At 67.6% G+C, this 21,551-nt stretch carries 19 protein-coding genes and 1 tRNA gene; 9 read left to right on the forward strand and 11 right to left on the reverse strand.

Annotation, left to right across the window (positions count from 1 at the left end):
• Positions 1-94 precede the first annotated feature (94 nt).
• From OO69_RS39255 to dnaA, 10 genes are all read right to left on the reverse strand, one after another.
• Entirely contained in the window at positions 95-508 is a 414-nt protein-coding gene (locus OO69_RS39255; protein WP_033285724.1) for a hypothetical protein, read from the reverse strand.
• 118 nt (positions 509-626) lie between these two features.
• Positions 627-700: transfer RNA gene (locus tag OO69_RS39260), tRNA-Ile, on the reverse strand.
• 147 nt (positions 701-847) lie between these two features.
• Positions 848-1,657: a DUF3566 domain-containing protein gene (locus tag OO69_RS39265; RefSeq protein WP_033285725.1), complete on the reverse strand. Its 810-nt coding sequence runs from the start codon at positions 1,655-1,657 to the stop codon at positions 848-850.
• 18 nt (positions 1,658-1,675) lie between these two features.
• On the reverse strand, positions 1,676-4,267 hold the full coding sequence (gyrA, locus tag OO69_RS39270; protein ID WP_033285726.1) for a DNA gyrase subunit A: 2,592 nt from the start codon (positions 4,265-4,267) through the stop codon (positions 1,676-1,678).
• Between the two features lie 42 nt (positions 4,268-4,309).
• On the reverse strand, positions 4,310-6,370 hold the full coding sequence (gene gyrB, locus OO69_RS39275) for a DNA topoisomerase (ATP-hydrolyzing) subunit B (RefSeq protein WP_199811118.1): 2,061 nt from the start codon (positions 6,368-6,370) through the stop codon (positions 4,310-4,312).
• A 353-nt stretch (positions 6,371-6,723) separates the two neighbouring features.
• The gene (locus OO69_RS39280; protein ID WP_033285728.1) at positions 6,724-7,272 is read right to left on the reverse strand and encodes a DUF721 domain-containing protein; all 549 of its coding nucleotides are present in this window, start codon (positions 7,270-7,272) and stop codon (positions 6,724-6,726) included.
• Positions 7,269-8,390 carry a DNA replication/repair protein RecF gene (recF, locus tag OO69_RS39285; RefSeq protein WP_033285729.1) on the reverse strand — a complete coding sequence of 374 codons (1,122 nt, stop codon included), beginning with the start codon at positions 8,388-8,390 and terminating at the stop codon, positions 7,269-7,271. Before recF ends, OO69_RS39280 begins: the two co-directional genes overlap by 4 nt.
• Positions 8,391-8,477: 87 nt before the next feature.
• Positions 8,478-9,353, reverse strand: coding sequence for a phosphogluconate dehydrogenase (NAD(+)-dependent, decarboxylating) (gene gnd / locus OO69_RS39290; protein WP_033285730.1), 876 nt, complete (start codon positions 9,351-9,353; stop codon positions 8,478-8,480).
• Between the two features lie 149 nt (positions 9,354-9,502).
• Positions 9,503-10,633, reverse strand: a complete 1,131-nt coding sequence (gene dnaN / locus OO69_RS39295; RefSeq protein ID WP_019073352.1) for a DNA polymerase III subunit beta — start codon at positions 10,631-10,633, stop codon at positions 9,503-9,505.
• 1,214 nt (positions 10,634-11,847) lie between these two features.
• Positions 11,848-13,818, reverse strand: a complete 1,971-nt coding sequence (gene dnaA / locus OO69_RS39300; RefSeq protein WP_078652771.1) for a chromosomal replication initiator protein DnaA — start codon at positions 13,816-13,818, stop codon at positions 11,848-11,850.
• Positions 13,819-14,216: 398 nt separating this feature from the next.
• On the opposite strand from dnaA, the gene rpmH reads away from it, so the two are divergent.
• The 9 genes from rpmH to OO69_RS39345 all read left to right on the forward strand — a co-directional run bounded on the left by rpmH (position 14,217) and on the right by OO69_RS39345 (position 21,136).
• Positions 14,217-14,354 (forward strand): 50S ribosomal protein L34, encoded by a 138-nt coding sequence (gene rpmH / locus OO69_RS39305; RefSeq protein ID WP_006381191.1) that lies wholly within the window; start codon positions 14,217-14,219, stop codon positions 14,352-14,354.
• A gap of 21 nt (positions 14,355-14,375) precedes the next feature.
• Positions 14,376-14,747, forward strand: coding sequence for a ribonuclease P protein component (gene rnpA / locus OO69_RS50835; protein WP_078532680.1), 372 nt, complete (start codon positions 14,376-14,378; stop codon positions 14,745-14,747).
• A complete protein-coding gene (gene yidD / locus OO69_RS39315; RefSeq protein ID WP_033285733.1) occupies positions 14,744-15,097 on the forward strand; it encodes a membrane protein insertion efficiency factor YidD in 354 nt (117 codons plus the stop codon). Before rnpA ends, yidD begins: the two co-directional genes overlap by 4 nt.
• Positions 15,098-15,100: 3 nt before the next feature.
• Positions 15,101-16,399, forward strand: a complete 1,299-nt coding sequence (yidC, locus tag OO69_RS39320; protein WP_033285734.1) for a membrane protein insertase YidC — start codon at positions 15,101-15,103, stop codon at positions 16,397-16,399.
• Between the two features lie 16 nt (positions 16,400-16,415).
• Positions 16,416-16,928, forward strand: coding sequence for a protein jag (locus tag OO69_RS39325; RefSeq protein ID WP_019055151.1), 513 nt, complete (start codon positions 16,416-16,418; stop codon positions 16,926-16,928).
• 134 nt (positions 16,929-17,062) lie between these two features.
• The gene (gene rsmG / locus OO69_RS39330) at positions 17,063-17,779 is read left to right on the forward strand and encodes a 16S rRNA (guanine(527)-N(7))-methyltransferase RsmG (protein WP_033285735.1); all 717 of its coding nucleotides are present in this window, start codon (positions 17,063-17,065) and stop codon (positions 17,777-17,779) included.
• A 250-nt stretch (positions 17,780-18,029) separates the two neighbouring features.
• On the forward strand, positions 18,030-19,103 hold the full coding sequence (locus OO69_RS39335) for a ParA family protein (RefSeq protein WP_078652772.1): 1,074 nt from the start codon (positions 18,030-18,032) through the stop codon (positions 19,101-19,103).
• Positions 19,100-20,191 (forward strand): ParB/RepB/Spo0J family partition protein, encoded by a 1,092-nt coding sequence (locus OO69_RS39340; protein ID WP_033285737.1) that lies wholly within the window; start codon positions 19,100-19,102, stop codon positions 20,189-20,191. Before OO69_RS39335 ends, OO69_RS39340 begins: the two co-directional genes overlap by 4 nt.
• A 327-nt stretch (positions 20,192-20,518) precedes the next feature.
• Positions 20,519-21,136: a GNAT family N-acetyltransferase gene (locus tag OO69_RS39345; RefSeq protein WP_033285738.1), complete on the forward strand. Its 618-nt coding sequence runs from the start codon at positions 20,519-20,521 to the stop codon at positions 21,134-21,136.
• 69 nt (positions 21,137-21,205) lie between these two features.
• On the opposite strand, the gene trxA is transcribed toward OO69_RS39345, so the two are convergent.
• Positions 21,206-21,541, reverse strand: a complete 336-nt coding sequence (trxA, locus tag OO69_RS39350) for a thioredoxin (protein ID WP_033285739.1) — start codon at positions 21,539-21,541, stop codon at positions 21,206-21,208.
• Positions 21,542-21,551: the final 10 nt, after the last annotated feature.

Genomic DNA, 21,551 nt, shown 5'->3' on the forward strand with positions numbered 1-21,551 from the left:
CGGCGAACTTGCGTACAAAGCTTCAGAGACAACACAGAGGACCCCGAAAACCCCTGGCCCACAGTGGCCGGGGGTCTTCTGGCGTGCCTGCGGCTCATCCTTCCCCGGCCCCACCGAACGGCCCGTCCGTGCGGACCAGAATCCCGGGGCAGTCCGGATCGACCACCCCTGTGTAGTGATTGGTCCAGAAGTCCCGCCGGGTGCGCGGCAGCGGCACTTCCACAAGCCGGCCGTCATGGATCATCCACAGGCCGAAGCAGTCGTCCTCCTCATCGTGGATCAGGACCTGAACGGTGTGCGGCGAAGGCCAGGGCAGAGACTCAAGGTGCTCCAGGAGCCCGACCCATCGGCTCCGCCGCACGAACTGGATGGCCCAGCCGCCGAACATGCCGTGGCCGATGTCGGTGAACTGCCCCGTCCACGGGCGGCTTTCGTCCCGCTCGGTCAGCGGTTTCATGATGTTTTCCGCGTCGCTGGCCAACACGACGACCTCGGCGAATCTGCTCATGGGCGAGTATCACCGGCCACCAGGAGGGCACGGCAACCGAAATTACGCTGGGCCTGATCGTGCTGCCCGTGGACGCCAAAAACCCCCAACCGCAACCGGTTGGGGGTCTTCGAACTAGTGGGGCTAACAGGATTTGAACCTGTGGCCTCATCCTTATCAGGGATGCGCTCTAACCAACTGAGCTATAGCCCCGCCGCGCTCTGCGGAGTGTGTCCCGCGCGCTGACTCCTGAAGATTAGCGCACGACATGGGCAGTCCCAAAATCGATAGTCACAGGACCGTCGAGAGGGGTTTCAACCCGCGTTCACCCGGCTTCTCGTGCGCCTGTCGTCCGCCCGCTCACTCGTCCTCGGCGAGCGTCAGCTCGATGCCGCCGACGAAGCCGGCGGAGAGGTTGTAGATGAACGCGCCGAGCGTCGCGAGGGCCGTGGCCAGGACGACGTCGATGACCGCGATGATCCCCGAGAACGTCAGGACGTGCGGGAGGGACAGGAAGGACTGCAGGTCGAAGCCGTTCGACTCGTTCGAGCCGGTCGCCTCCGAGATCGTGCCGCCGACCGTCGAGAAGACCCCCATCGCGTCCATGACCATCCACAGCACCGCGGACGCCACGACCGTGCAGATGCCCAGCGCGATGGAGAGCAGGAAGCTGACCTTCATCACCGACCACGGGTCGGCCTTGGCCACCCGCAGCCGCGCCTTACGGGTACGCGGGGCCGTACGCGCGCCCGTGCGCGGACGCCGTACAGCACCGCTCTGGGCGGCGGGCGACTGGGTCGGGTAGGCCTGCGGCGGGTGGTACGGCCCCGCGGCCTGCTGCGGCTGACGCTCGCCCGGAAGGGGCGAACCCGGCAGCGGGGACCCCGCCGGCTGCGCGGTGGGCTGGGCGGGCGCCTGGCCCTGGGCCGGAGCCTTGGCGCCCGGCGCGGCCGGGCCCGCCCCAGCCGACTGCTGCTGGGTCTGCGGACCTCGGGTGTCCGTCACAGTTCCCCCCTGGGATCCATGCGAGTCGGGCGAGTGCGCGTCCGTCTTCTTCACGTCGATCGCCCGCAGTTGGGTCGTGTGCGGATCTGTCGCGTTCGCGGCGGAGCCACGGCCGCCGCCGTCCGTGTCCGTACCGGTCGATCCGGCGCCCGTGGCTCCGCTCACGATGACTCTCTCCTCGTGCTACTCGTCCGAGGGTGCGTCACCCTCGTCCGTGCCGGTGGTCGCGACACCCTCGGTGGTCTCGTCGACGGCTTCGTCGCCGACGACTTCCTCCGCCTCGGGTCCCGCCTCGGCGTTACGAGCGATACCGACGACGGCATCGCGCTTGCCCAGGTTGATCAGTTGGACGCCCATGGTGTCACGGCCCGTCTCCCTGACCTCGTTGACTCGCGTACGAATCACACCGCCGGACAGCGTGATGGCGAGGATCTCGTCGGTCTCCTCGACCACCAGCGCGCCGACGAGAGAACCGCGGTCCTCGACGATCTTGGCGGCCTTGATACCCAGGCCGCCGCGACCCTGGACGCGGTACTCGTCGACGGCGGTGCGCTTCGCGTACCCGCCGTCTGTGGCAGTGAACACGAACGTACCGGGTCGAACAACATTCATCGAGAGAAGTTGGTCGCCCTCGCGGAAACTCATGCCCTTGACACCGGAGGTGGCACGCCCCATGGGGCGCAGCGCGTCGTCCGTGGCGGTGAACCGGATCGACTGTGCCTTCTTGCTGATCAGCAGCAGATCGTCCTCGGACGAGACGAGTTCGGCACCGATCAGTTCGTCGTCGGAACCGTCCTCCGTCTCACGGAGGTTGATCGCGATGACACCGCCGGAGCGGGGCGAATCGTAATCCTTCAGAGGCGTCTTCTTCACCAAGCCTCCCTTGGTGGCGAGGACCAGGTAGGGCGCCGCTTCGTAGTCACGGATCGCGAGGATCTCCGCGATCGCCTCGTCCGGCTGGAAGGCGAGCAGGTTCGCGACGTGCTGCCCGCGCGCGTCGCGCCCGGCGTCGGGGAGTTCGTACGCCTTCGCGCGGTAGACGCGGCCCTTGTTGGTGAAGAACAGCAGCCAGTGGTGGGTCGTCGACACGAAGAAGTGGTCGACGATGTCGTCTTCCTTGAGCTTCGTGCCGCGGACGCCCTTGCCGCCGCGCTTCTGGGAGCGGTAGTCGTCGGCCTTGGTGCGCTTGACGTAGCCGCCGCGCGAGATGGTGACGACGATGTCCTCTTCGGCGATCAGGTCCTCCATGGACATGTCGCCGTCGAAGGGCACCAGCATCGTCTTGCGGTCGTCGCCGAACTTCTCGACGATCGCGGCGAGTTCCTCGCTGACGATGCCGCGCTGGCGGACCGGGGAGGCCAGGATCGCGTTGTACTCGGTGATCTTCGCCTGGAGTTCGTCGTGCTCCTGGATGATCTTCTGGCGCTCCAGGGCGGCCAGTCGGCGGAGCTGCATCTCCAGGATGGCGTTCGCCTGGATCTCGTCGATCGTCAGGAGCTCCATCAGGCCCGTGCGCGCGATGTCGACGGTGTCGCTGCGCCGGATCAGCGCGATGACCTCGTCGATGGCGTCCAGGGCCTTCAGGAGGCCGCGCAGGATGTGCGCCCGCTCCTCGGCCTTGCGCAGCCGGAACTTCGTCCGGCGGACGATGACCTCGATCTGGTGCGCCACCCAGTGCCGGATGAACGCGTCCAGGGAGAGGGTCCTCGGCACACCGTCGACCAGGGCCAGCATGTTGGCGCTGAAGTTCGACTGCAGATCGGTGTGCTTGTAGAGGTTGTTCAGTACGACCTTGGCGACCGCGTCCCTCTTCAGGACGATGACGAGGCGCTGGCCGGTACGGGACGACGTCTCGTCGCGGACGTCCGCGATGCCGCCGACCTTGCCGTCCTTCACCAGGTCGGCGATCTTCTGCGCGAGGTTGTCGGGGTTGGTCTGGTAGGGGAGTTCGGTGACCACCAGGCACTGGCGGTTCTGGATCTCCTCGACCTCGACGACCGCGCGCATGGTGATCGAGCCGCGCCCGGTGCGGTACGCCTCTTCGATGCCCTTACGGCCGACGACGAGGGCGCCGGTCGGGAAGTCGGGGCCCTTGATGCGCTCGATCAGCGCGTCCAGCAGCTCCTCGTGCGAGGCCTCGGGGTTCTCCAGGCACCACTGGGCGCCCGCCGCGACCTCGCGGAGGTTGTGCGGCGGGATGTTGGTGGCCATACCGACCGCGATGCCCGCCGAGCCGTTGATCAGCAGGTTCGGGAAGCGGGCCGGCAGGACGGTCGGCTCCTGGGAGCGGCCGTCGTAGTTGTCCGTGAAGTCGACAGTTTCCTCGTCGATGTCACGGACCATCTCCATGGACAGCGGCGCCAGCTTGCACTCGGTGTAGCGCATGGCGGCGGCGGGGTCGTTGCCCGGGGAGCCGAAGTTGCCGTTCGAGTCCACCAGCGGCATCCGCATCGACCACGGCTGCGCGAGGCGGACCAGCGCGTCGTAGATCGAGGAGTCGCCGTGCGGGTGGTAGTTGCCCATGACGTCGCCGACGACACGGGCGCACTTGTAGAAGCCCTTCTCGGGCCGGTAGCCGCCGTCGTACATGGCGTACAGGACGCGGCGGTGGACGGGCTTGAGGCCGTCACGGACGTCGGGCAGGGCTCGCGACACGATGACGGACATCGCGTAGTCGAGGTACGAGCGCTGCATCTCCGTCTCGAGCCCTACGGGCTCGACGCGCTGGGCGATGACGCCCTCTTCAGGCGTACTGGGAGTGTTCTCGTCGGCCATTGCTGGTGAAGATCCTTCCTGATGCGGTCAGCTGAGACCGACTCAGATGTCGAGGAAGCGGACGTCCTTGGCGTTGCGCTGGATGAACTGGCGGCGTGCCTCGACGTCCTCGCCCATGAGGACCGAGAACAGGTCGTCGGCCTGCGCGGCGTCGTCCAGGGTGACCTGGCCGAGCACGCGGTGCTCCTGGTCCATCGTGGTGATGCGCAGCTCCTCGGCGTTCATCTCGCCGAGACCCTTGAAGCGCTGGATCGAGTCTTCCTTGATGCGCTTGCCGCTCTGCCGGCCCAGCTCGATCAGGGCGTCGCGCTCGCGGTCCGAGTACGCGTACTCGAAGTCGTCACGGCCCCACTTGATCTTGTACAGCGGGGGACGCGACAGGAACACGTGCCCGGCCTCGACCAGCGGCCGCATGAAGCGGAACAGGAAGGTCAGCAGCAGGGTGGAGATGTGCTGACCGTCGACGTCGGCGTCCGCCATCAGGATGATCTTGTGATAGCGCAGCCTGGCGATGTCGAAGTCCTCGTGGACTCCGGTGCCGAAGGCGGAGATCAGTGCCTGGATCTCCTGGTTCTGCAGGATCTTGTCGATCCTGGCCTTCTCGACGTTGAGGATCTTTCCTCGGATCGGGAGGATCGCCTGGTACTGCGGGTTCCGGCCGGACTTGGCCGAGCCGCCGGCGGAGTCACCCTCGACGATGAAGATCTCGCACTTGGTGGGGTCGTTCGACTGGCAGTCGGACAGCTTGCCCGGCAGCGAAGCCGTCTCCAGCAGACCCTTGCGACGGGTGAGGTCACGGGCCTTGCGGGCCGCCACGCGCGCGGTGGCCGCCTGGATGCCCTTGCGGATGATGTCCGAGGCCTCGTTCGGGTTGCGGTCGAGCCAGTCGTTGAGGTGCTCGTAGACCGCCTTCTGTACGAAGGTCTTCGCTTCGGTGTTGCCGAGCTTGGTCTTCGTCTGGCCCTCGAACTGCGGCTCGGCCAGCTTCACCGAGATGATCGCGGTCAGACCCTCGCGGATGTCGTCGCCCGTGAGGTTGTCGTCCTTCTCGCGGAGCAGCTTCTTGTCGCGCGCGTACTTGTTGATCAGCGACGTCAGCGCGGCCCGGAAGCCCTCTTCGTGCGTGCCGCCCTCATGCGTGTGGATGATGTTGGCGAAGGAGTACACGCCCTCGCTGTAACCGCTGTTCCACTGCATCGCGACCTCGAGGGACAGGCTCTTGTCCTTGTCCTCCGCCTCCAGGTCGATGACGGTCGGGTGCACCACGTCCCCCTTGCGGGAGTTGAGGTACGTCACGTAGTCGACGATGCCGCCCTCGTAGTGGTACGTGACGGTCTTGACGTCGTCCTTCTCGTCCGCACCCGCCTCGTCGGCACCGGCCGTGGCCTTCGCCAGCTCGCGCTCGTCAGTGAGTTTGATCGTCAAACCCTTGTTGAGGAACGCCATCTCCTGGAAGCGCCGCGACAGCGTCTCGAAGGAGTACTCGGTGGTCTCGAAGATGTCCGGGTCGGCCCAGAAGGTGACCGAGGTGCCGGTCTCATCCGTGGCCTCGTGCTGCGCGAGCGGGGCGGTCGGCACGCCCAGCTTGTAGTCCTGCGTCCAGCGGTAACCGTCGGTCCTGACCTCGACGGCGACCTTGCTGGACAGCGCGTTCACCACGGACACGCCCACGCCGTGCAGACCGCCGGAGACCGCGTAACCGCCGCCCCCGAACTTGCCGCCCGCGTGCAGCACCGTCAGCACGACCTCGACGGCCGGCTTGCCCTCGGACGGGACGATGCCCACCGGGATGCCTCGGCCGTTGTCGATGACGCGGACGCCGCCGTCGTGAAGGATCGTGACGTCGATCGTGTCCGCGTGCCCGGCCAGCGCCTCGTCGACGGAGTTGTCGACGACTTCCTGCACGAGGTGGTGCAGGCCGCGCTCGCCGGTCGAGCCGATGTACATACCGGGTCGCTTGCGGACCGCGTCCAGACCCTCGAGGACGGTGATGGCGCTGGCGTCGTACGAGGCGGTGACCTCGCCGTTCGAGGTGTGAGCCCCGCCGTTGGCGCCGGCGTCGGTGGACGGGATGTTCTCGTTGGGGTTGCCGGAATCGGCCACGAAGCGCCCTTTCTGGCACAGCACAAGCCAGGCACCCGGCGGTTGGCCGGAGCGGCTGCGGCGTGTTGCGTTGGTAAGCCTTAGTCAGCGTTGCTCGGTGTGTGTCCCACAAGTGGGGCGGGATTGCTTCCAGTCTACCGGTAGCGCCGACATGGATGGGGGTTTGCCGGTACCTGAGTCCTCATGTGCCGCCCTCAACCGGTCTCTCCCGACTCCCCATATGCGGAACGGGGCTCAAAGAGGCTCACGGAGGCACTCAGCGCTTCCGGGTGTCAACCCTTTGCTACTCAAGGGTCAGGTCGGTATTCGCAACCGCGTCCGTTCACCCGCCGGAGCCCACGCTGTGATGTCAGTCACCCATAGGTGTCGCCGGGACCCGTGCTGCCAGGAGCGCGCAGGGGACCGTAGCGGCGGGGCGGCCCACCGGGGCCGTTCACCTTGAGGAGCTTCACCGTGCCGTGCCCCAGGTCCTCGTTCAGCCGGGCCACCAGCTGCGGGGCGAGCAAGCGCAGGTTCGTCGCCCAGGCCGTCGAGTCGCAGCGCACGACCAGGACCCGCTCGTCCTCGTCGTACTTCTCCGGGACGCAGTGATTGGCCAGGTCCTCGCCGACGATCTGCGGCCAGCGGCCCATCACACCGCCCACCGCGGCCGGCGTCTCCCAGCCGCGCTCGTTCAGCAGCCGGTTGATCGCAGCACCGAGGGCCATCGGGTCGCGGCCGTCGGCGCGCGCGCCGGAGCGCAGGCCGCCGCGCCGCGCCTGCTTCTTCTGCTGCGCCGCGTCCCCACGCGCGCGTGCCTGTTCCTTCGCGGCGCGCAACGCCACGCGCGCGAGGTCGACGCCGGAGGGCTCGGCGGCCTTCTTGGGCGCGGGATCCCCGGCCGCGGGCTGATCGGTCGTCATACGCGCTCCACCGCCCCCTCCGCCACGCTGTACCGCGTCCCCGCCAGGACATGCGGTACGTCGTCGTCGACCGCCGCCGTCACCAGCACCTGCTCACCGGGCGCCACCAGCTCGGCCAGCCGCTCCCGCCGCCGCGTGTCCAGCTCGGCGAACACATCGTCAAGGACGAGCACCGGCTCGTTGCCCTCACCCCGGAGCAGGTCGTACGACGCGAGCCGCAACGCCAGCGCGTACGACCAGGACTCCCCGTGCGAGGCGTATCCCTTGGCGGGCAGCTGACCGAGTTTGAGAACCAAATCGTCCCGATGGGGTCCTACTAGGGTGACGCCCCGCTCGATCTCCTGCTTGCGCGCCTCCGCGATCGCCGCCATCAACTGCTCGTAGAGGTCTTCACGCGTGTGTGCCTCACCGGGCGCCGACGGCTTGTACTCCAGGGCCACCGGGCCGCCCCCGGGGGCGAGTTGCTCGTACGCCTTGTCGGCGAGGGGCTGGACCGCGGCGATCAGATCGAGCCGCTGGGCGAGCAACTCGGCGCCCACGCGCGCGAGATGCTGATCCCACACGTCGAGCGTGGACAGGTCCATCGACCGCCCGCCGTGCCGCCGCGCCAACGCGGCCGACTTCAGCAGGGTGTTGCGCTGCTTGAGCACCCGCTCGTAGTCGGAACGGACCCCGGCCATGCGCGGCGACCGCGCGGTGATCAGCTCGTCCAGGAACCGCCGCCGCTCCCCGGGATCCCCCTTCACCAGGGCGAGATCCTCGGGCGCGAACAGCACGGTCCGTACGATGCCCAGCACGTCACGGGGCCTGACCTGCGAGGACCGGTTGATGCGGGCGCGGTTGGCGCGGCCGGGGTTCAGCTCCAGCTCGACCAGCTGCTGCCGCTCGCCCTGTCTGACCTGCGCCCGGATGATCGCGCGCTCGGCGCCCATGCGGACGAGGGGGGCGTCGGAGGAGACGCGGTGACTGCCCAAGGTGGCGAGGTAGCCGATGGCCTCGACGAGGTTGGTCTTGCCCTGCCCGTTGGGCCCCACGAACGCGGTGACGCCGGGGTCGAGCGGGACGTCGACCCCGGCGTACGAGCGGAAGTCGGCCAGCGACAGATGCGTGACGTGCATGGTCGTTCGCCGACCTCCCCCAGGTTGTGGATCCACGGGCCGCGGCCTGTGGATCTGCCGATCTGTGGATTACCTCGTCGTTGTGGACTACTTCGTCTCGACCGCGTGGCCGCCGAACTGGTTGCGCAGCGCCGCGATCATCTTCATCTGCGGCGAGTCCTCCTGGCGCGACGCGAACCGCGCGAAGAGGGAGGCCGTGATCGCGGGCAGCGGCACGGCGTTGTCGATGGCCGCCTCGACGGTCCAGCGGCCCTCGCCGGAGTCCTCGGCGTAGCCCTTGAGCTTGTCCAAGTGCTCGTCGCCGTCAAGGGCATTGACGGCCAGGTCGAGCAGCCAGGAGCGGATGACCGTGCCCTCCTGCCAGGAGCGGAAGACCTCGCGGACGTCCGTCACCGAGTCGACCTTCTCCAGCAGCTCCCAGCCCTCGGCGTAGGCCTGCATCATGGCGTACTCGATGCCGTTGTGGACCATCTTCGAGAAGTGGCCCGCGCCGACCTTGCCGGCGTGGACGAAGCCGAACTCGCCCTCGGGCTTGAGCGCGTCGAAGACGGGCTGGACCTTGGCGATGTCCTCGGCGTCGCCGCCGACCATCAGGGCGTAGCCGTTCTGGAGGCCCCAGACGCCGCCTGAGACGCCCGCGTCGACGAAGCCGATGCCCTTGGCACCCAGCTCCTCGGCGTGCTTCTCGTCGTCCGTCCAGCGGGAGTTGCCGCCGTCCACGACGACGTCGCCGGGCTCCAGGAGATCGGCCAGCTCGTCGACGGTCGCCTGGGTCGGGGCGCCGGCCGGGACCATCACCCACACCACGCGCGGGCCCTTGAGCTTGCCCACAAGCTCTCCCAGGCTGTGGACATCGGCGAGGTCCGGGTTGCGGTCGTATCCGATGACGGTGTGGCCTGCGCGGCGGATGCGCTCGCGCATGTTGCCGCCCATCTTGCCGAGGCCGACGAGACCGAGCTCCATCAGTTGTTCCTTAAGGTGCGACGTGGCATGAAGGCACTTGCGTACCTGTGTCCGAGCCTAAACCCGGACGGTCATGCACACCTGTGGGCATACGCGCTCAGAAGTACCGAGCCGTATGCCCCGACCTGCGGTGTTCGCGTCGGTATGGATCAGCCGCTCAGGCGGACCGGCATGATCAGGTACTTGTAGGCCTCGTCCGCCTCGGCGTCCAGGGCCGGCTTGCCGCTGAGCAGGGCCGGCTTGGTGGAGGTCGTGAAGGAGAGCTGGGCGACCGGGGAGTCGATCGCGCTCAGGCCGTCCAGCAGGAACGTCGGGTTGAAGGCGATCGACACGTCGTCACCCTCGAGGTTCGCGTCGACGCGCTCCACAGCCTGTGCGTCGTCGCTGGAACCGGCCTCCAGGATCAGCACGCCCTGCTCGAAGCTCAGCCGCACCGGGGTGTTGCGCTCGGCGACCAGGGCCACGCGCTTGACGGCCTCCACGAAGGGGGCGGTCTCGATCACGGCGATGGAGTTGAACTCCGTCGGGAACAGCGAGCGGTACTTCGGGAGGTCGCCCTCCAGGAGGCGGGTCGTCGTACGGCGACCGGCACCCTCGAAGCCGATGAGGCCCTCGCCCGCACCGGAGCCGGACAGCGCCAGGATGACGCTGTCGCCGCTCGTGAGGGCCTTGGCGGTGTCCAGGAGCGTCTTGGCGGGCACCAGGGCGACCGCGGACGCCTCCGGGTTCTCCGGCTTCCACAGGAACTCGCGGACCGCGAAGCGGTAGCGGTCGGTGGACGCCAGCGTCACCGTGTCGCCCTCGATCTCGATGCGCACACCGGTGAGGACGGGCAGCGTGTCGTCACGGCCGGCGGCGATGGCCACCTGGGCGGCCGCCGAGGCGAACACCTCGCCGGGGACGGTGCCGGTCGCGCCCGGCATCTGGGGCAGCGCCGGGTACTCCTCCACAGGCAGTGTGTGCAGGGTGAAGCGGGAGGAGCCGCAGACCACCGTCGCCCGTACACCGTCTGTGGAAATCTCGACCGGCCGGTTGGGGAGGGCGCGGCAGATGTCGGCGAGCAGCCGGCCGGAGACGAGGACCGTGCCCTCCTCCTCGACCTCGGCGTCGACCGACACGCGCGCGGAGACCTCGTAGTCGAAGCTGGACAGGCTCAGCTGCCCCTCCTCCGACTTCAGCAGGAGGCCGGCGAGGACCGGCGCCGGCGGACGGGCCGGGAGGCTGCGTGCCGCCCAGGCCACTGCCTCCGCGAGTACGTCGCGTTCCACCCGGATCTTCACTGTTGCCGCCTCCTGCTGTTGCCGGCGCTTCTCGGCCTGCCTGGCTTCGTCATCTGTCTCGGTGTCGTCGGTCCCTGTGAGGGGAAGGACATCGGGGAACAGTCTGACGCACAGCACTGACAGTAGGTGCCCGTCGGGGTCAAGTCGTGACGAGCGGCTGTCGGACGACGAAGGGCAAGTTGTGCACAGGCCCCACTTCGAAACGGATTCCTAGCTCTCTCTAGTTGCTAGTAGTAGTAGGGGCTGTGGATACCGTGGATAACCCCGTTTTCGCAGGTCAGGGCGGGAATTTTGTCCACCGACCCTGTGGGCGACGCCGGTGGACAACCTCGGGTTTCTGTGGAGAACGGAAAGTTCTGCACACCCCATGCACAGCCGAGGGCCACTTCTCCCCAGCGCCGTCCCCAGCTTTACCCGCCTTTCCCACAGCCCAACCCGGCACCTTCGTGTGACGCCTTTCACTCGACACGGTGAGGTGGCGCGTTGCGTTGCCGAACAGTGGACAGCGGTGTGGAGAAGCTGGTGATCGCTGGGGACAACCGGCCCCAGCCTGTGGGTTGTCGGTGGACAACTTGATCCACAGGCTGGGGATCAAGGATCCGTCCACAGCCTGTGGATATCTTTTGTCCACGAATCCACAAGCACCTGACCTGGTCTGATCGTCCCTCACCCGCGGCGCCTGTGGACACGATCTGGACAACTTCACAGTCCCCAGGATGTGGACGGAAGAAAGTCACCGAATCTGTGGAGGACGGCCGTAACCCGGCGGGTATTCGAACAGCGGGGGCTTGGTCCGTGGGTTTGAAACGACGGCGAACGGCTGCCGGATCGGCTCTGGATGCGCTCCGAACGTGCTTCGGGCGGGCTGAGAATCGGCTGCGGACCGCTTCGGAGGGGCTTCAGGGCGGCTCCGGAACCCTGGGGAACGGCTTCGAAGAGGCTCCGAATCGGGTCCGGAAACGTCCGTGGATCGTCACCGGACGCCACTGACACCTCCGCCCGCCTCCTCCGGGATGCTTTTCTCGGCGTGCCTCCGGCGCCCCTGCGGCGCTGCCGTCCACCTCTTTCCGCCCTCTTCCGGCGCCCGCCGAAGCGCCTCCCGGCGTCGTCTCAGGGCGCCGTCCCGACCGCCTCCCGGCACGGCAAAAGGCGCCCCGGGAAAGATCCCGGGGCGCCCTCGGTGCCGTAGCTCTGGTGCCGTAACTCCGCGGCTGTCAGCCGTTCTTGATGCGGTTGGTCAGTTCGGTGACCTGGTTGTAGATCGAGCGGCGCTCGGCCATCAGGGCGCGGATCTTGCGGTCGGCGTGCATGACCGTGGTGTGGTCGCGGCCGCCGAACTGCGCGCCGATCTTCGGGAGGGAGAGGTCGGTCAGTTCGCGGCAGACGTACATGGCGATCTGCCGGGCCGTGACCAGCTGGCGGCCGCGCGAACTGCCGCACAGGTCCTCGACCGTGATGCCGAAGTAGTCGGCGGTCGCTCCCATGATCGCCGTCGCGGTGATCTCCGGTGTGGAGTCCTCGCCGCCCGGGATCAGGTCCTTCAGGACGATCTCGGTGAGACCGAGGTCGACCGGCTGCCGGTTGAGCGACGCGAACGCCGTCACCCGGATCAGCGCCCCCTCCAGCTCGCGGATGTTGCGCGAGATGCGGGAGGCGATGAACTCCAGGACCTCCGGCGGGGCGTTGAGCTGCTCCTGCACAGCCTTCTTACGAAGGATGGCGATACGCGTCTCCAGCTCGGGCGGCTGGACGTCGGTGATCAGTCCCCACTCGAAACGGTTCCGCAGCCGGTCCTCCAGCGTGACCAGCTGCTTGGGCGGCCGGTCGCTGGAGAGCACGATCTGCTTGTTCGCGTTGTGGAGCGTGTTGAACGTGTGGAAGAACTCCTCCTGCGTCGACTCCTTGTCCGCGAGGAACTGGATGTCGTCGACAAGAAGGATGTCCATCTCGCGGTACCGCTTGCGGAAGCTGTCGCCCTTGCCGTCGCGGATCGAGTTGATGAACTCGTTGGTGAACTCCTCGGAGCTGACGTACCGCACGCGCGTGCCGGGGTACAGGCTCCGCGCGTAGTGCCCGATCGCGTGCAGCAGGTGCGTCTTGCCGAGCCCCGACTCCCCATAGATGAAAAGGGGGTTGTACGCCTTCGCGGGCGCCTCGGCGACGGCGACCGCCGCCGCGTGCGCGAACCGGTTCGAGGCACCGATGACGAACGTGTCGAAAAGGTACTTCGGGTTGAGGCGCGCGGTCGGCTCACCCGGACCGGCCGCCGGCGCGGGCTTCGAGCCCAGCGGTCCCGGTCCGCTGCGGTGCACATGACCGGAGTTGGACGCCGAGTGCGAGTCGGACAGGTCGCGGCGCGCGTCACGCTGGTTGTACTGCTCCCGGGACTTCTCGTACTCGGCCCGCGACTGTTCGTACTCCGCGCGCTGCTGCTCGTACGACGGACGCTCCATCGGCTGCGGGCGGTACTCCTGCGCCGGCGGCGCGTACTGGTCCTGCTGCGACTGGTACGAGTCCTGGGCCGGGCCGTACTTGTCCTTCGCCGGCGCCCCGTACTGGTCCCGGTCCCGGTCCCGGTCCTGGGACGGCGGACCGTACTGGTCCTGGGAGGGGGGCCCGTACTGATCCTGCGGCGGCGACGCGTACGGGTCCCGCTCCGGGAAGCCGAGCCGCTGCTGCTGCCAGCCGTAGTCGTCCTGCGACGGACGCGGCCAGGCGCCCGGCTCGGGGCGCTGGTACTCCGACGGGTAGGCGGGGCGGGCGGTGGGCAGCTGGTCGCCGGGGCCGCCCGGGAGCGGCTCGGCGCGGTGACGGCCGTAGCCGCCCTCGTAGGGGTCCCGGCTCTGCTCGGGTTCCTCGTAGCGCCGCTGGGGCTGGGCGGGGGGTGCCGGCGGGCCGGGGGGCTCGCCGGCGGAGTCGTCGACGGTGATCGCGATGCGGATCGGGCGGCCGCACTCGCGGCTCAGCGTCTCGCTGACGATCGGGGCGAGGCGGCCTTCGAGCACGCCTTTCGCAAATTCGTTCGGTACGGCGAGCAAGGCGGTGTCGGCGACGAGTGCCAGGGGTTGGCAGCGCCGGATCCAGTGCTCGTCCTTGGTCTCGACACCCTGCCCACGCCCCTCACCGAGAAGTTGCTCCAGCACTCGTGGCCACACTGCGGCAAGATCGGCAGGTACGTCAGCCACAGGGCACGCTCTCTCACGGGTCCCACGAACGTGTGGTTCGCGGACGGGACGGGATGTACATCGGGTGGGGCGCTCGGGAAAAAGGTGTGGGGCGGGGGACAAAGGAACGAATCGGAGTCCAGCCACGGTAGTCAGGGCGACGGGTGCGGTTCAAGTTGTTGTCCCCAGCCTGTGGATAGTGTCTCCTCGTGACCGCTGGTTTGACCGGATGGCGTAGCCCCGCGTACCGTGACCAGGTCGAGTTGTCGATGGCTGCTGCCGCCTGCCTCCGATGGGCACAGATCGCTTCGAGGTGATCGGGAAGCGGTGCACTCGGGCGTTACTGCGAGCTACTCGTGGGCGCACGGTGACAGCCAGGACGGCACCCGCCACCACCGATTTATTTCTGGAGCCCCCTCGTGAGCAAGCGCACCTTCCAGCCGAACAACCGTCGCCGGGCCAAGACCCACGGCTTCCGCCTGCGGATGCGTACCCGTGCCGGTCGCGCGATTCTCGCGAACCGTCGTGGCAAGGGTCGCGCCAGCCTGTCCGCCTGATCCCGATCAGGTCATGACGTCGTGCTGCCTACCGAGCATCGGCTGAGGCGGCGCGAAGACTTCGCGACCGCGGTACGACGGGGTCGCCGGGCCGGCCGCCCGCTTCTCGTCGTCCACTTTCGTAGCGGTGCCACGGACCCGCACGCGCCAGGGGAGAGCGCTCCCCCGACGCGTGCGGGTTTCGTCGTCAGCAAGGCGGTGGGCGGCGCCGTGGTGCGCAACAAGGTGAAGCGCAGACTTCGCCATCTGATGCGCGAGCGAGTCGCCCTGTTTCCCCCCGGTAGCCTGGTAGTCGTACGAGCGCTGCCCGGAGCGGGCGACGCCGACCATGCACAGCTGGCCCAAGACCTGGATGCCGCCGTTCAGCGGCTGCTGGGAGGGGGCGCGCGATGAAGTACCCACTACTGGCGCTGATCAAGCTGTACCAGTGGACGATCAGTCCCTTGCTCGGGCCGGTCTGCAAGTACTACCCGTCGTGCTCCCACTACGGCTACACGGCCATAGACCGGCACGGCGCGATCAAGGGCACAGCGCTCACGGCCTGGCGCATCCTGCGCTGCAATCCGTGGTCGCTCGGCGGTGTGGACCATGTCCCACCGCGCAAGCGCCCGCGGTGGCACGAGATGCTGCGGGGCGCATGGCGCGCACGCAAGGGCGGGACCTCCGCCGCCGAAACGGCCACTGAAGGGCTGAGTCCTTCGAGCCCGGCCGCAGAGACACCGTCCCATGCCCAAGGAGCATGATTAGTGGACACGATTGCCAGTCTTTTCAGCTTCATCACGACACCCGTTTCTTGGGTCATCGTCCAGTTCCACTCGGTGTACGGGAAGGTTTTCGGTCCCGACACGGGCTGGGCCTGGGGCCTGTCCATCGTGTCCCTGGTGATCCTGATCCGCATCTGTCTGATCCCGCTCTTCGTGAAGCAGATCAAGGCGACCCGGGCCATGCAGACCCTGCAGCCCGAGATGAAGAAGATCCAGGAACGCTACAAGAACGACAAGCAGCGTCAGTCCGAAGAGATGATGAAGCTGTACAAGGAGTCGGGTACCAACCCGCTCTCCTCGTGCCTTCCCATCCTGGCGCAGTCCCCGTTCTTCTTCGCCCTGTACCACGTGCTCAACGGCATCGCGACGGGCACGACGATCGGCGTCATCAACGACTCGCTGCTCGCCAGCGCGCGTAAGGCGCACATCTTCGGTGCCCCGCTCGCCGCGAAGTTCACGGACGGCAGCAGCAAGGTCGAGGCGCTCGGCGCCACGCTGACCGACGTCCGTGTGGTCACCGCGGTCATGATCGTGATGATGTCGGCGTCGCAGTTCTACACGCAGCGCCAGCTGATGACGAAGAACGTCGACACCACGGTGAAGACCCCGTTCATGCAGCAGCAGAAGATGCTGATGTACGTCTTCCCGGTCATGTTCGCCATCTTCGGCATCAACTTCCCCGTCGGTGTTCTCGTCTACTGGCTGACCACCAACGTGTGGACCATGGGCCAGCAGATGTACGTCATTCACAACAACCCGACCCCGGGTTCGAAGGCCCAGGCCGCTTACCTGGAGCGCCTGACCAAGCACGTCACGCACCACGAGAAGACGCGCAGCCGGGGTGAGAAGGCCATCGTCAAGGCGATCGTCTCCAAGGGCCGTGACCGCAACGAGTTCGAGCGCAAGTTCATCAACAGCCTCACCAAGGTGGGCCTCGTGGCCCAGCCCGACGGCACCGTGGTGAAGGGCGAGAGCACGGCTGTGGAGACCGAGGACGGTACGCCGACCACGGCCACTCCACGGCGTCAGCAGCCCAAGCGGCAGACCAAGGCCCAGCGCCAGTCCGCCGCCGCGAAGGCGGCCGACGACAGCGCCGAACACGATGCCGATGACGCCGACGAGCCGAAGACCTCGCTGACCAAGTCGGACGAACCCGAGGACGCCAAGCCCGCCACCGCCGCGAAGAAGCCCGCCCCGAAGCCCGCCGGCGGTACCCGCAGCAAGGCCCAGTCCGGACAGCGCAAGGGTCCGCAGCGGCCCAAGTCCCCGTCCAAGAAGTAAAGAAGGAGTCCATCCCGTGACGGAAGGCACCACCTCCGCCGCTGCTGAGGGTGCAGACACCCTGTCCCGCCTGGAGCAGGAGGGCGAGATCGCGGCGGACTACCTCGAGGGTCTGCTGGACATCGCCGATCTCGACGGCGACATCGACATGGATGTCGAGGCCGACCGCGCCGCTGTCTCGATCATCAGCGACAGCAGCGGCCGCGACCTCCAGAAGCTCGTCGGCCGTGACGGTGAGGTGCTGGAAGCACTCCAGGAGCTCACCCGCCTGGCCGTGCACCGGGAGACCGGGGACCGCAGCCGGCTGATGCTGGACATCGCGGGCTACCGCGCCAAGAAGCGCACCGAGCTCTCCGAGCTGGGCGCCAAGGCCGCGGCCGACGTGAAGAACACCGGCGAGCCGGTGAAGCTGAACCCGATGACCCCGTTCGAGCGCAAGGTCGTGCACGACGCGGTCAAGGCCGCGGGACTGCGCAGCGAGTCGGAGGGCGAGGAGCCGCAGCGCTTCGTCGTCGTGCTTCCCGCCTGATCGGTCCCCGCGTTTACCGGCCCCGTCTGTTGAGCAGACGGGGCCGAACTTTGTCAGCCTGATAGTCCTGTAGTTCTGGTGGTCCTGGTGGTCAGCGCCCAATGCGCTTTTGCGGTACGGAAGGACGGTCCCCCGTGACGGAGGCAGCGGAGCTTCCCCCCGCGCCCGAGCAGGCGCGCGAGGTGTTCGGCGATCGCTTCGAGGATGCGGTCCGGTACGCCGAGCTGCTCGCCGACGCGGGCGTGCAGCGCGGCCTGATCGGCCCACGTGAGGTGCCCCGCCTGTGGGAGCGGCACCTGCTGAACTGCGCGGTCCTCTCGGAGGTCGTGCCCGACGGTGTGACCGTGTGCGATGTCGGCTCCGGCGCCGGCCTCCCGGGCATTCCCCTGGCCCTGGTCCGCGAGGACATCAAGATCACCCTCCTCGAACCGCTCCTCCGCCGTACGACGTTCCTCACCGAGGTCGTGGAACTCCTCGGCCTCGACCACGTCACCGTCGTGCGCGGGCGTGCCGAGGAGGTCATGGGCACACTGCAGCCGGTCCACGTGGTGACGGCCCGGGCGGTGGCTCCGCTGGAGCGCCTGGCCACTTGGGGCATCCCGCTGCTGCGTCCCTACGGCGAGATGCTCGCCCTCAAGGGGGACACGGCGGAGGAGGAACTCAAGAGCGCGGCGACCGTACTCAGCAAGCTCGGAGCCGTGGAGACGTCCATCCTGCACGTCGGCGAAGGCATCGTCGATCCGCTGTCCACGGTAGTGCGTGTAGAGGTCGGAGAGAGCCCCGGCGGGGTTCGTTTCGCGGCCAAGCGGGCCAAGGCGGCTCGCACGGGGCGTACCCGTCGGCGTCGTTGAGACTTACTCCACACAAGCTGCCAAAACTACGCATGCCGGAGTGTCGCCGACAGTTCGGCCTCGGCGGCTGTGCATCGTGTTTCACGTGAAACGTCGCTCACTGCTGCACGGCATCATCGGCCGCACCCGCGCTGCGGCCGAACCCCGCGACCGGAAGCCTCTCGGATCACTCGGAGAGGGCACGGAGTTGTCCACAGAGGTGGAATTCTCCACAGAACAACAGGCCTCACTGGTTCACGACCCTGAAGACATGGGAGGCTCTGTTCATTGCGAGCCTGAAGTCGAGGAGAGTGAATCCTTGCGGTCCGACGCCAACATCGCGGGACCGATGACCGATCCGGTCCCCGGTCCCCGTACCGAGTCGATGGGGGAGGATGTTTCACGTGAAACACCGCCCCCTATGGACGACACTCCCATCGGTCGTGCTGCCCAACTGGCGGTGGAAGCCCTAGGCCGTGCCGGCGAGGGTCTGCCACGTCCTGAGCAGACCCGCATCATGGTCGTCGCCAACCAGAAGGGCGGGGTGGGCAAGACGACGACGACCGTCAATCTTGCCGCTTCGCTGGCACTGCACGGCGCCCGTGTTCTGGTGGTCGACCTCGACCCACAGGGCAATGCGTCCACAGCACTGGGGATCGACCACCACGCGGAAGTCCCTTCCATCTATGACGTGTTGGTCGACAGCAGGCCTCTCTCCGAAGTCGTGCAGCCGGTCCTCGATGTCGAGGGTCTCTTCTGTGCCCCTGCCACGATCGATCTCGCCGGTGCGGAGATCGAGCTGGTGTCCCTGGTGGCACGTGAGAGCAGACTGCAGCGGGCGATCCAGGCCTACGAGCAGCCGCTGGACTACATCCTCATCGACTGTCCGCCCTCGCTCGGCCTGCTGACGGTCAACGCGTTGGTCGCCGGCGCGGAGGTCCTCATCCCGATCCAGTGCGAGTACTACGCGCTGGAAGGCCTCGGACAGTTGCTGCGCAACGTCGACCTGGTTCGGGGGCACCTCAACCCCAACCTGCATGTGTCGACCATCCTGCTCACCATGTACGACGGCCGGACGCGTCTCGCGTCCCAGGTCGCGGACGAGGTGCGCAGTCACTTCGGCGACGAGGTGCTGCGGACGAGCATTCCCCGCTCGGTCCGTATCTCCGAGGCGCCGAGTTATGGGCAGACGGTACTGACCTACGATCCCGGATCGAGCGGTGCCCTCTCCTACTTTGAGGCAGCAAGGGAAATCGCGCTGAAGGGTGTGGGCGTCAGCTACGACGCACCGCATGCGCACATCGGCGCTCAGAGCGACCAGAGCATGGTGGAGGGCATCCAGTGAGCGAGCGACGGAGGGGTTTGGGCCGTGGGCTCGGCGCACTGATCCCCGCAGCCCCGACCGGGGAGAAGACGGTGGCTCCGGCTGCCATGGGTTCCGCGTCCCCGACGGCTGTTCCGGTCATCACCGGCGACCGGGGAGTGGCCGCGGCGAAGGTCACCACGCTGCCGCCGGTCTCCTACGACATGGAGGAGCCGTCGTCGAACGGCGCTGTGGAGACGTTCGCGCCTCCCATCGGTGCCCACTTCGCCGAGCTGCCCCTCGACTCCATCACGCCGAACTCGCGCCAGCCGCGTGAGGTCTTCGACGAGGACGCGCTGCAAGAGCTCGTCACCTCCATCAAGGAGGTCGGCCTTCTCCAGCCCGTCGTCGTACGGCAGGTCGGCCCGACGAGCTACGAGCTCATCATGGGCGAGCGGCGTTGGCGGGCCTGCCGTGAGGCTGGCCTGGAGGCGATCCCGGCGATCGTGCGGGCCACGGACGACGAGAAGCTTCTCCTGGACGCGCTCCTGGAGAACCTGCACCGCGCCCAGCTGAACCCGCTCGAAGAGGCGGCTGCGTACGACCAGTTGCTCAAGGACTTCAACTGCACGCACGACCAGTTGGCGGACCGCATCGGGCGTTCGCGTCCGCAGGTCTCCAACACCCTGAGGCTGCTGAAGCTCTCGCCGTCGGTCCAGCGCCGTGTCGCCGCCGGAGTCCTCTCCGCCGGCCACGCCCGGGCGCTGCTCTCCGTGGACGACTCGGAGGAGCAGGACCGGCTGGCCCACCGGATCGTGGCAGAGGGGCTCTCGGTGCGGGCCGTCGAGGAGATCGTGACCCTGATGGGTTCGCGGCCCCAGACGGCTCAGCGTTCCAAGGGGCCGCGGGCCGGCGCCCTGGTCTCCCCGGCGCTGTCCGATCTCGCCACGCGCCTCTCGGATCGCTTCGAGACCCGGGTGAAGGTCGACCTGGGCCAGAAGAAGGGGAAGATCACTGTCGAGTTTGCCTCGATGGAGGACCTTGAGCGGATCCTCGGTTCGCTGGCTCCGGGTGAGGGGCCGGTCCTGCAGCGGAGTCTGCTGGATGACGACGCGGAGGACGAGGCCTGAGCCGTCCGGCCGACGGCGGGGATTCTGTCCGTCCGACCAGCAGAGCGGGCCGTGTCCGGTGTGTACCGGAACGCGGCCCGCTCTTTGCTTTCTGTCGGTATCGATGCAATCGCATCATCGATACGATGCGTTGGGGTATGGCGCATCCACCTGGCAGCACCTCTTAGGGGAGGCGGGGGCCATGCGAACGGTGAGCCGCACCGGACTGGTGAGCGCGGGTCTGGGCCTGGGGGCGGTCGGCGGGTTCGTCGGCAGTCTGCTCAGGGAACGCAGCGCTCTGACAGCCGCCCGTGACGCTGCGGGCGAAGGAAGCGAGGATCAGCCTTCATGGGGCGTCGGCTCGTACCGCTCACGCTGGACAACCTCCCGGACATTCCCAACCGTTGTCAGTCGTGCGTCTTCTGGGAGCTGGACCCCGTCAGAGGGCAAGCCGCGGTAAAGACGGACACGGCGGCCCTGGAGAAGGAAGCCTGGATCTCCGCCGTCCTCCTGGACTGGGGCTCCTGCGGGCGCGTCGTCTACGTCGATGACGTGCCAGTGGGCTTCGTCCTCTACGCACCCCCTGCCTATGTCCCCCGCTCGACGGCGTTTCCCACGAGCCCCGTCTCACCGGACGCCGTGCAACTGATGACGTCGTTCATCATGCCGGGCTACCAGGGGCAGGGACTGGGACGGGTCATGGTGCAGACAGTGGCCAAGGATCTGCTGCGGCGGGGCTTCAAAGCGATCGAGGCCTTCGGCGATGCCCGCGCGAAAGAGGCCGCCTGCGTCCTGCCCGCCGATCATCTGCTCGCTGTGGGCTTCAAGACGGTCCGTCAGCATCCCACCTATCCACGGCTGAGGCTGGAGCTGCGTACGACGCTCTCCTGGAAGGAAGACGTGGAGATGGCGCTCGACCGGTTGCTGGGAGCCGTGCAGAAGGAACCAGCGCTTCGACCGCTCTAAAGCGAAGGGGCCGACTCCGGAGAGTCGGCCCCTTCATGTTTCACGTGAAACACGGTTTCACGTGAAACATCACTTCGCGGCGATGAACTCGTCGAGGTCGCGAAGGATCGCGGCCTTCGGCTTGGCGCCGACGATGGTCTTGGCGACCTCGCCGCCCTGGTAGACGTTCAGGGTCGGGATGGACATGACGCCGTACCGGGCGGCCGTAGCCGGGTTCTCGTCGATGTTGAGCTTGACGATCTCGATCTGGTCGCCGTGTTCGGCCGCGATGGCTTCGAGGGACGGAGCGATCTGGCGGCACGGGCCGCACCAGGAAGCCCAGAAGTCCACCAGGACGGGCTTGTCGCTCTTGAGGACGTCCTCGTCGAAGGAATCGTCGGTCACATTCTTCAGAGTGCCGGCCACGGCGGGCTCC

Origin of the sequence: Streptomyces sp. NRRL F-525 (genome assembly GCF_000716605.1) — a bacterium.
Lineage (GTDB): Bacteria > Actinomycetota > Actinomycetes > Streptomycetales > Streptomycetaceae > Streptomyces.

Bases quoted from the DNA above. Each gene is read 5' to 3' on its own strand.
- gyrA (WP_033285726.1), bottom strand. From the start codon at position 4,267: ATGGCCGACGAGAACACTCCCAGTACGCCTGAAGAGGGCGTCATCGCC.
- OO69_RS39255 (WP_033285724.1), bottom strand. From the start codon at position 508: ATGAGCAGATTCGCCGAGGTCGTCGTGTTGGCCAGCGACGCGGAAAAC.
- OO69_RS39345 (WP_033285738.1), top strand. From the start codon at position 20,519: ATGGGGCGTCGGCTCGTACCGCTCACGCTGGACAACCTCCCGGACATT.
- gnd (WP_033285730.1), bottom strand. From the start codon at position 9,353: ATGGAGCTCGGTCTCGTCGGCCTCGGCAAGATGGGCGGCAACATGCGC.
- OO69_RS39280 (WP_033285728.1), bottom strand. From the start codon at position 7,272: ATGACGACCGATCAGCCCGCGGCCGGGGATCCCGCGCCCAAGAAGGCC.
- OO69_RS39335 (WP_078652772.1), top strand. From the start codon at position 18,030: ATGGGAGGCTCTGTTCATTGCGAGCCTGAAGTCGAGGAGAGTGAATCC.
- yidD (WP_033285733.1), top strand. From the start codon at position 14,744: ATGAAGTACCCACTACTGGCGCTGATCAAGCTGTACCAGTGGACGATC.
- recF (WP_033285729.1), bottom strand. From the start codon at position 8,390: ATGCACGTCACGCATCTGTCGCTGGCCGACTTCCGCTCGTACGCCGGG.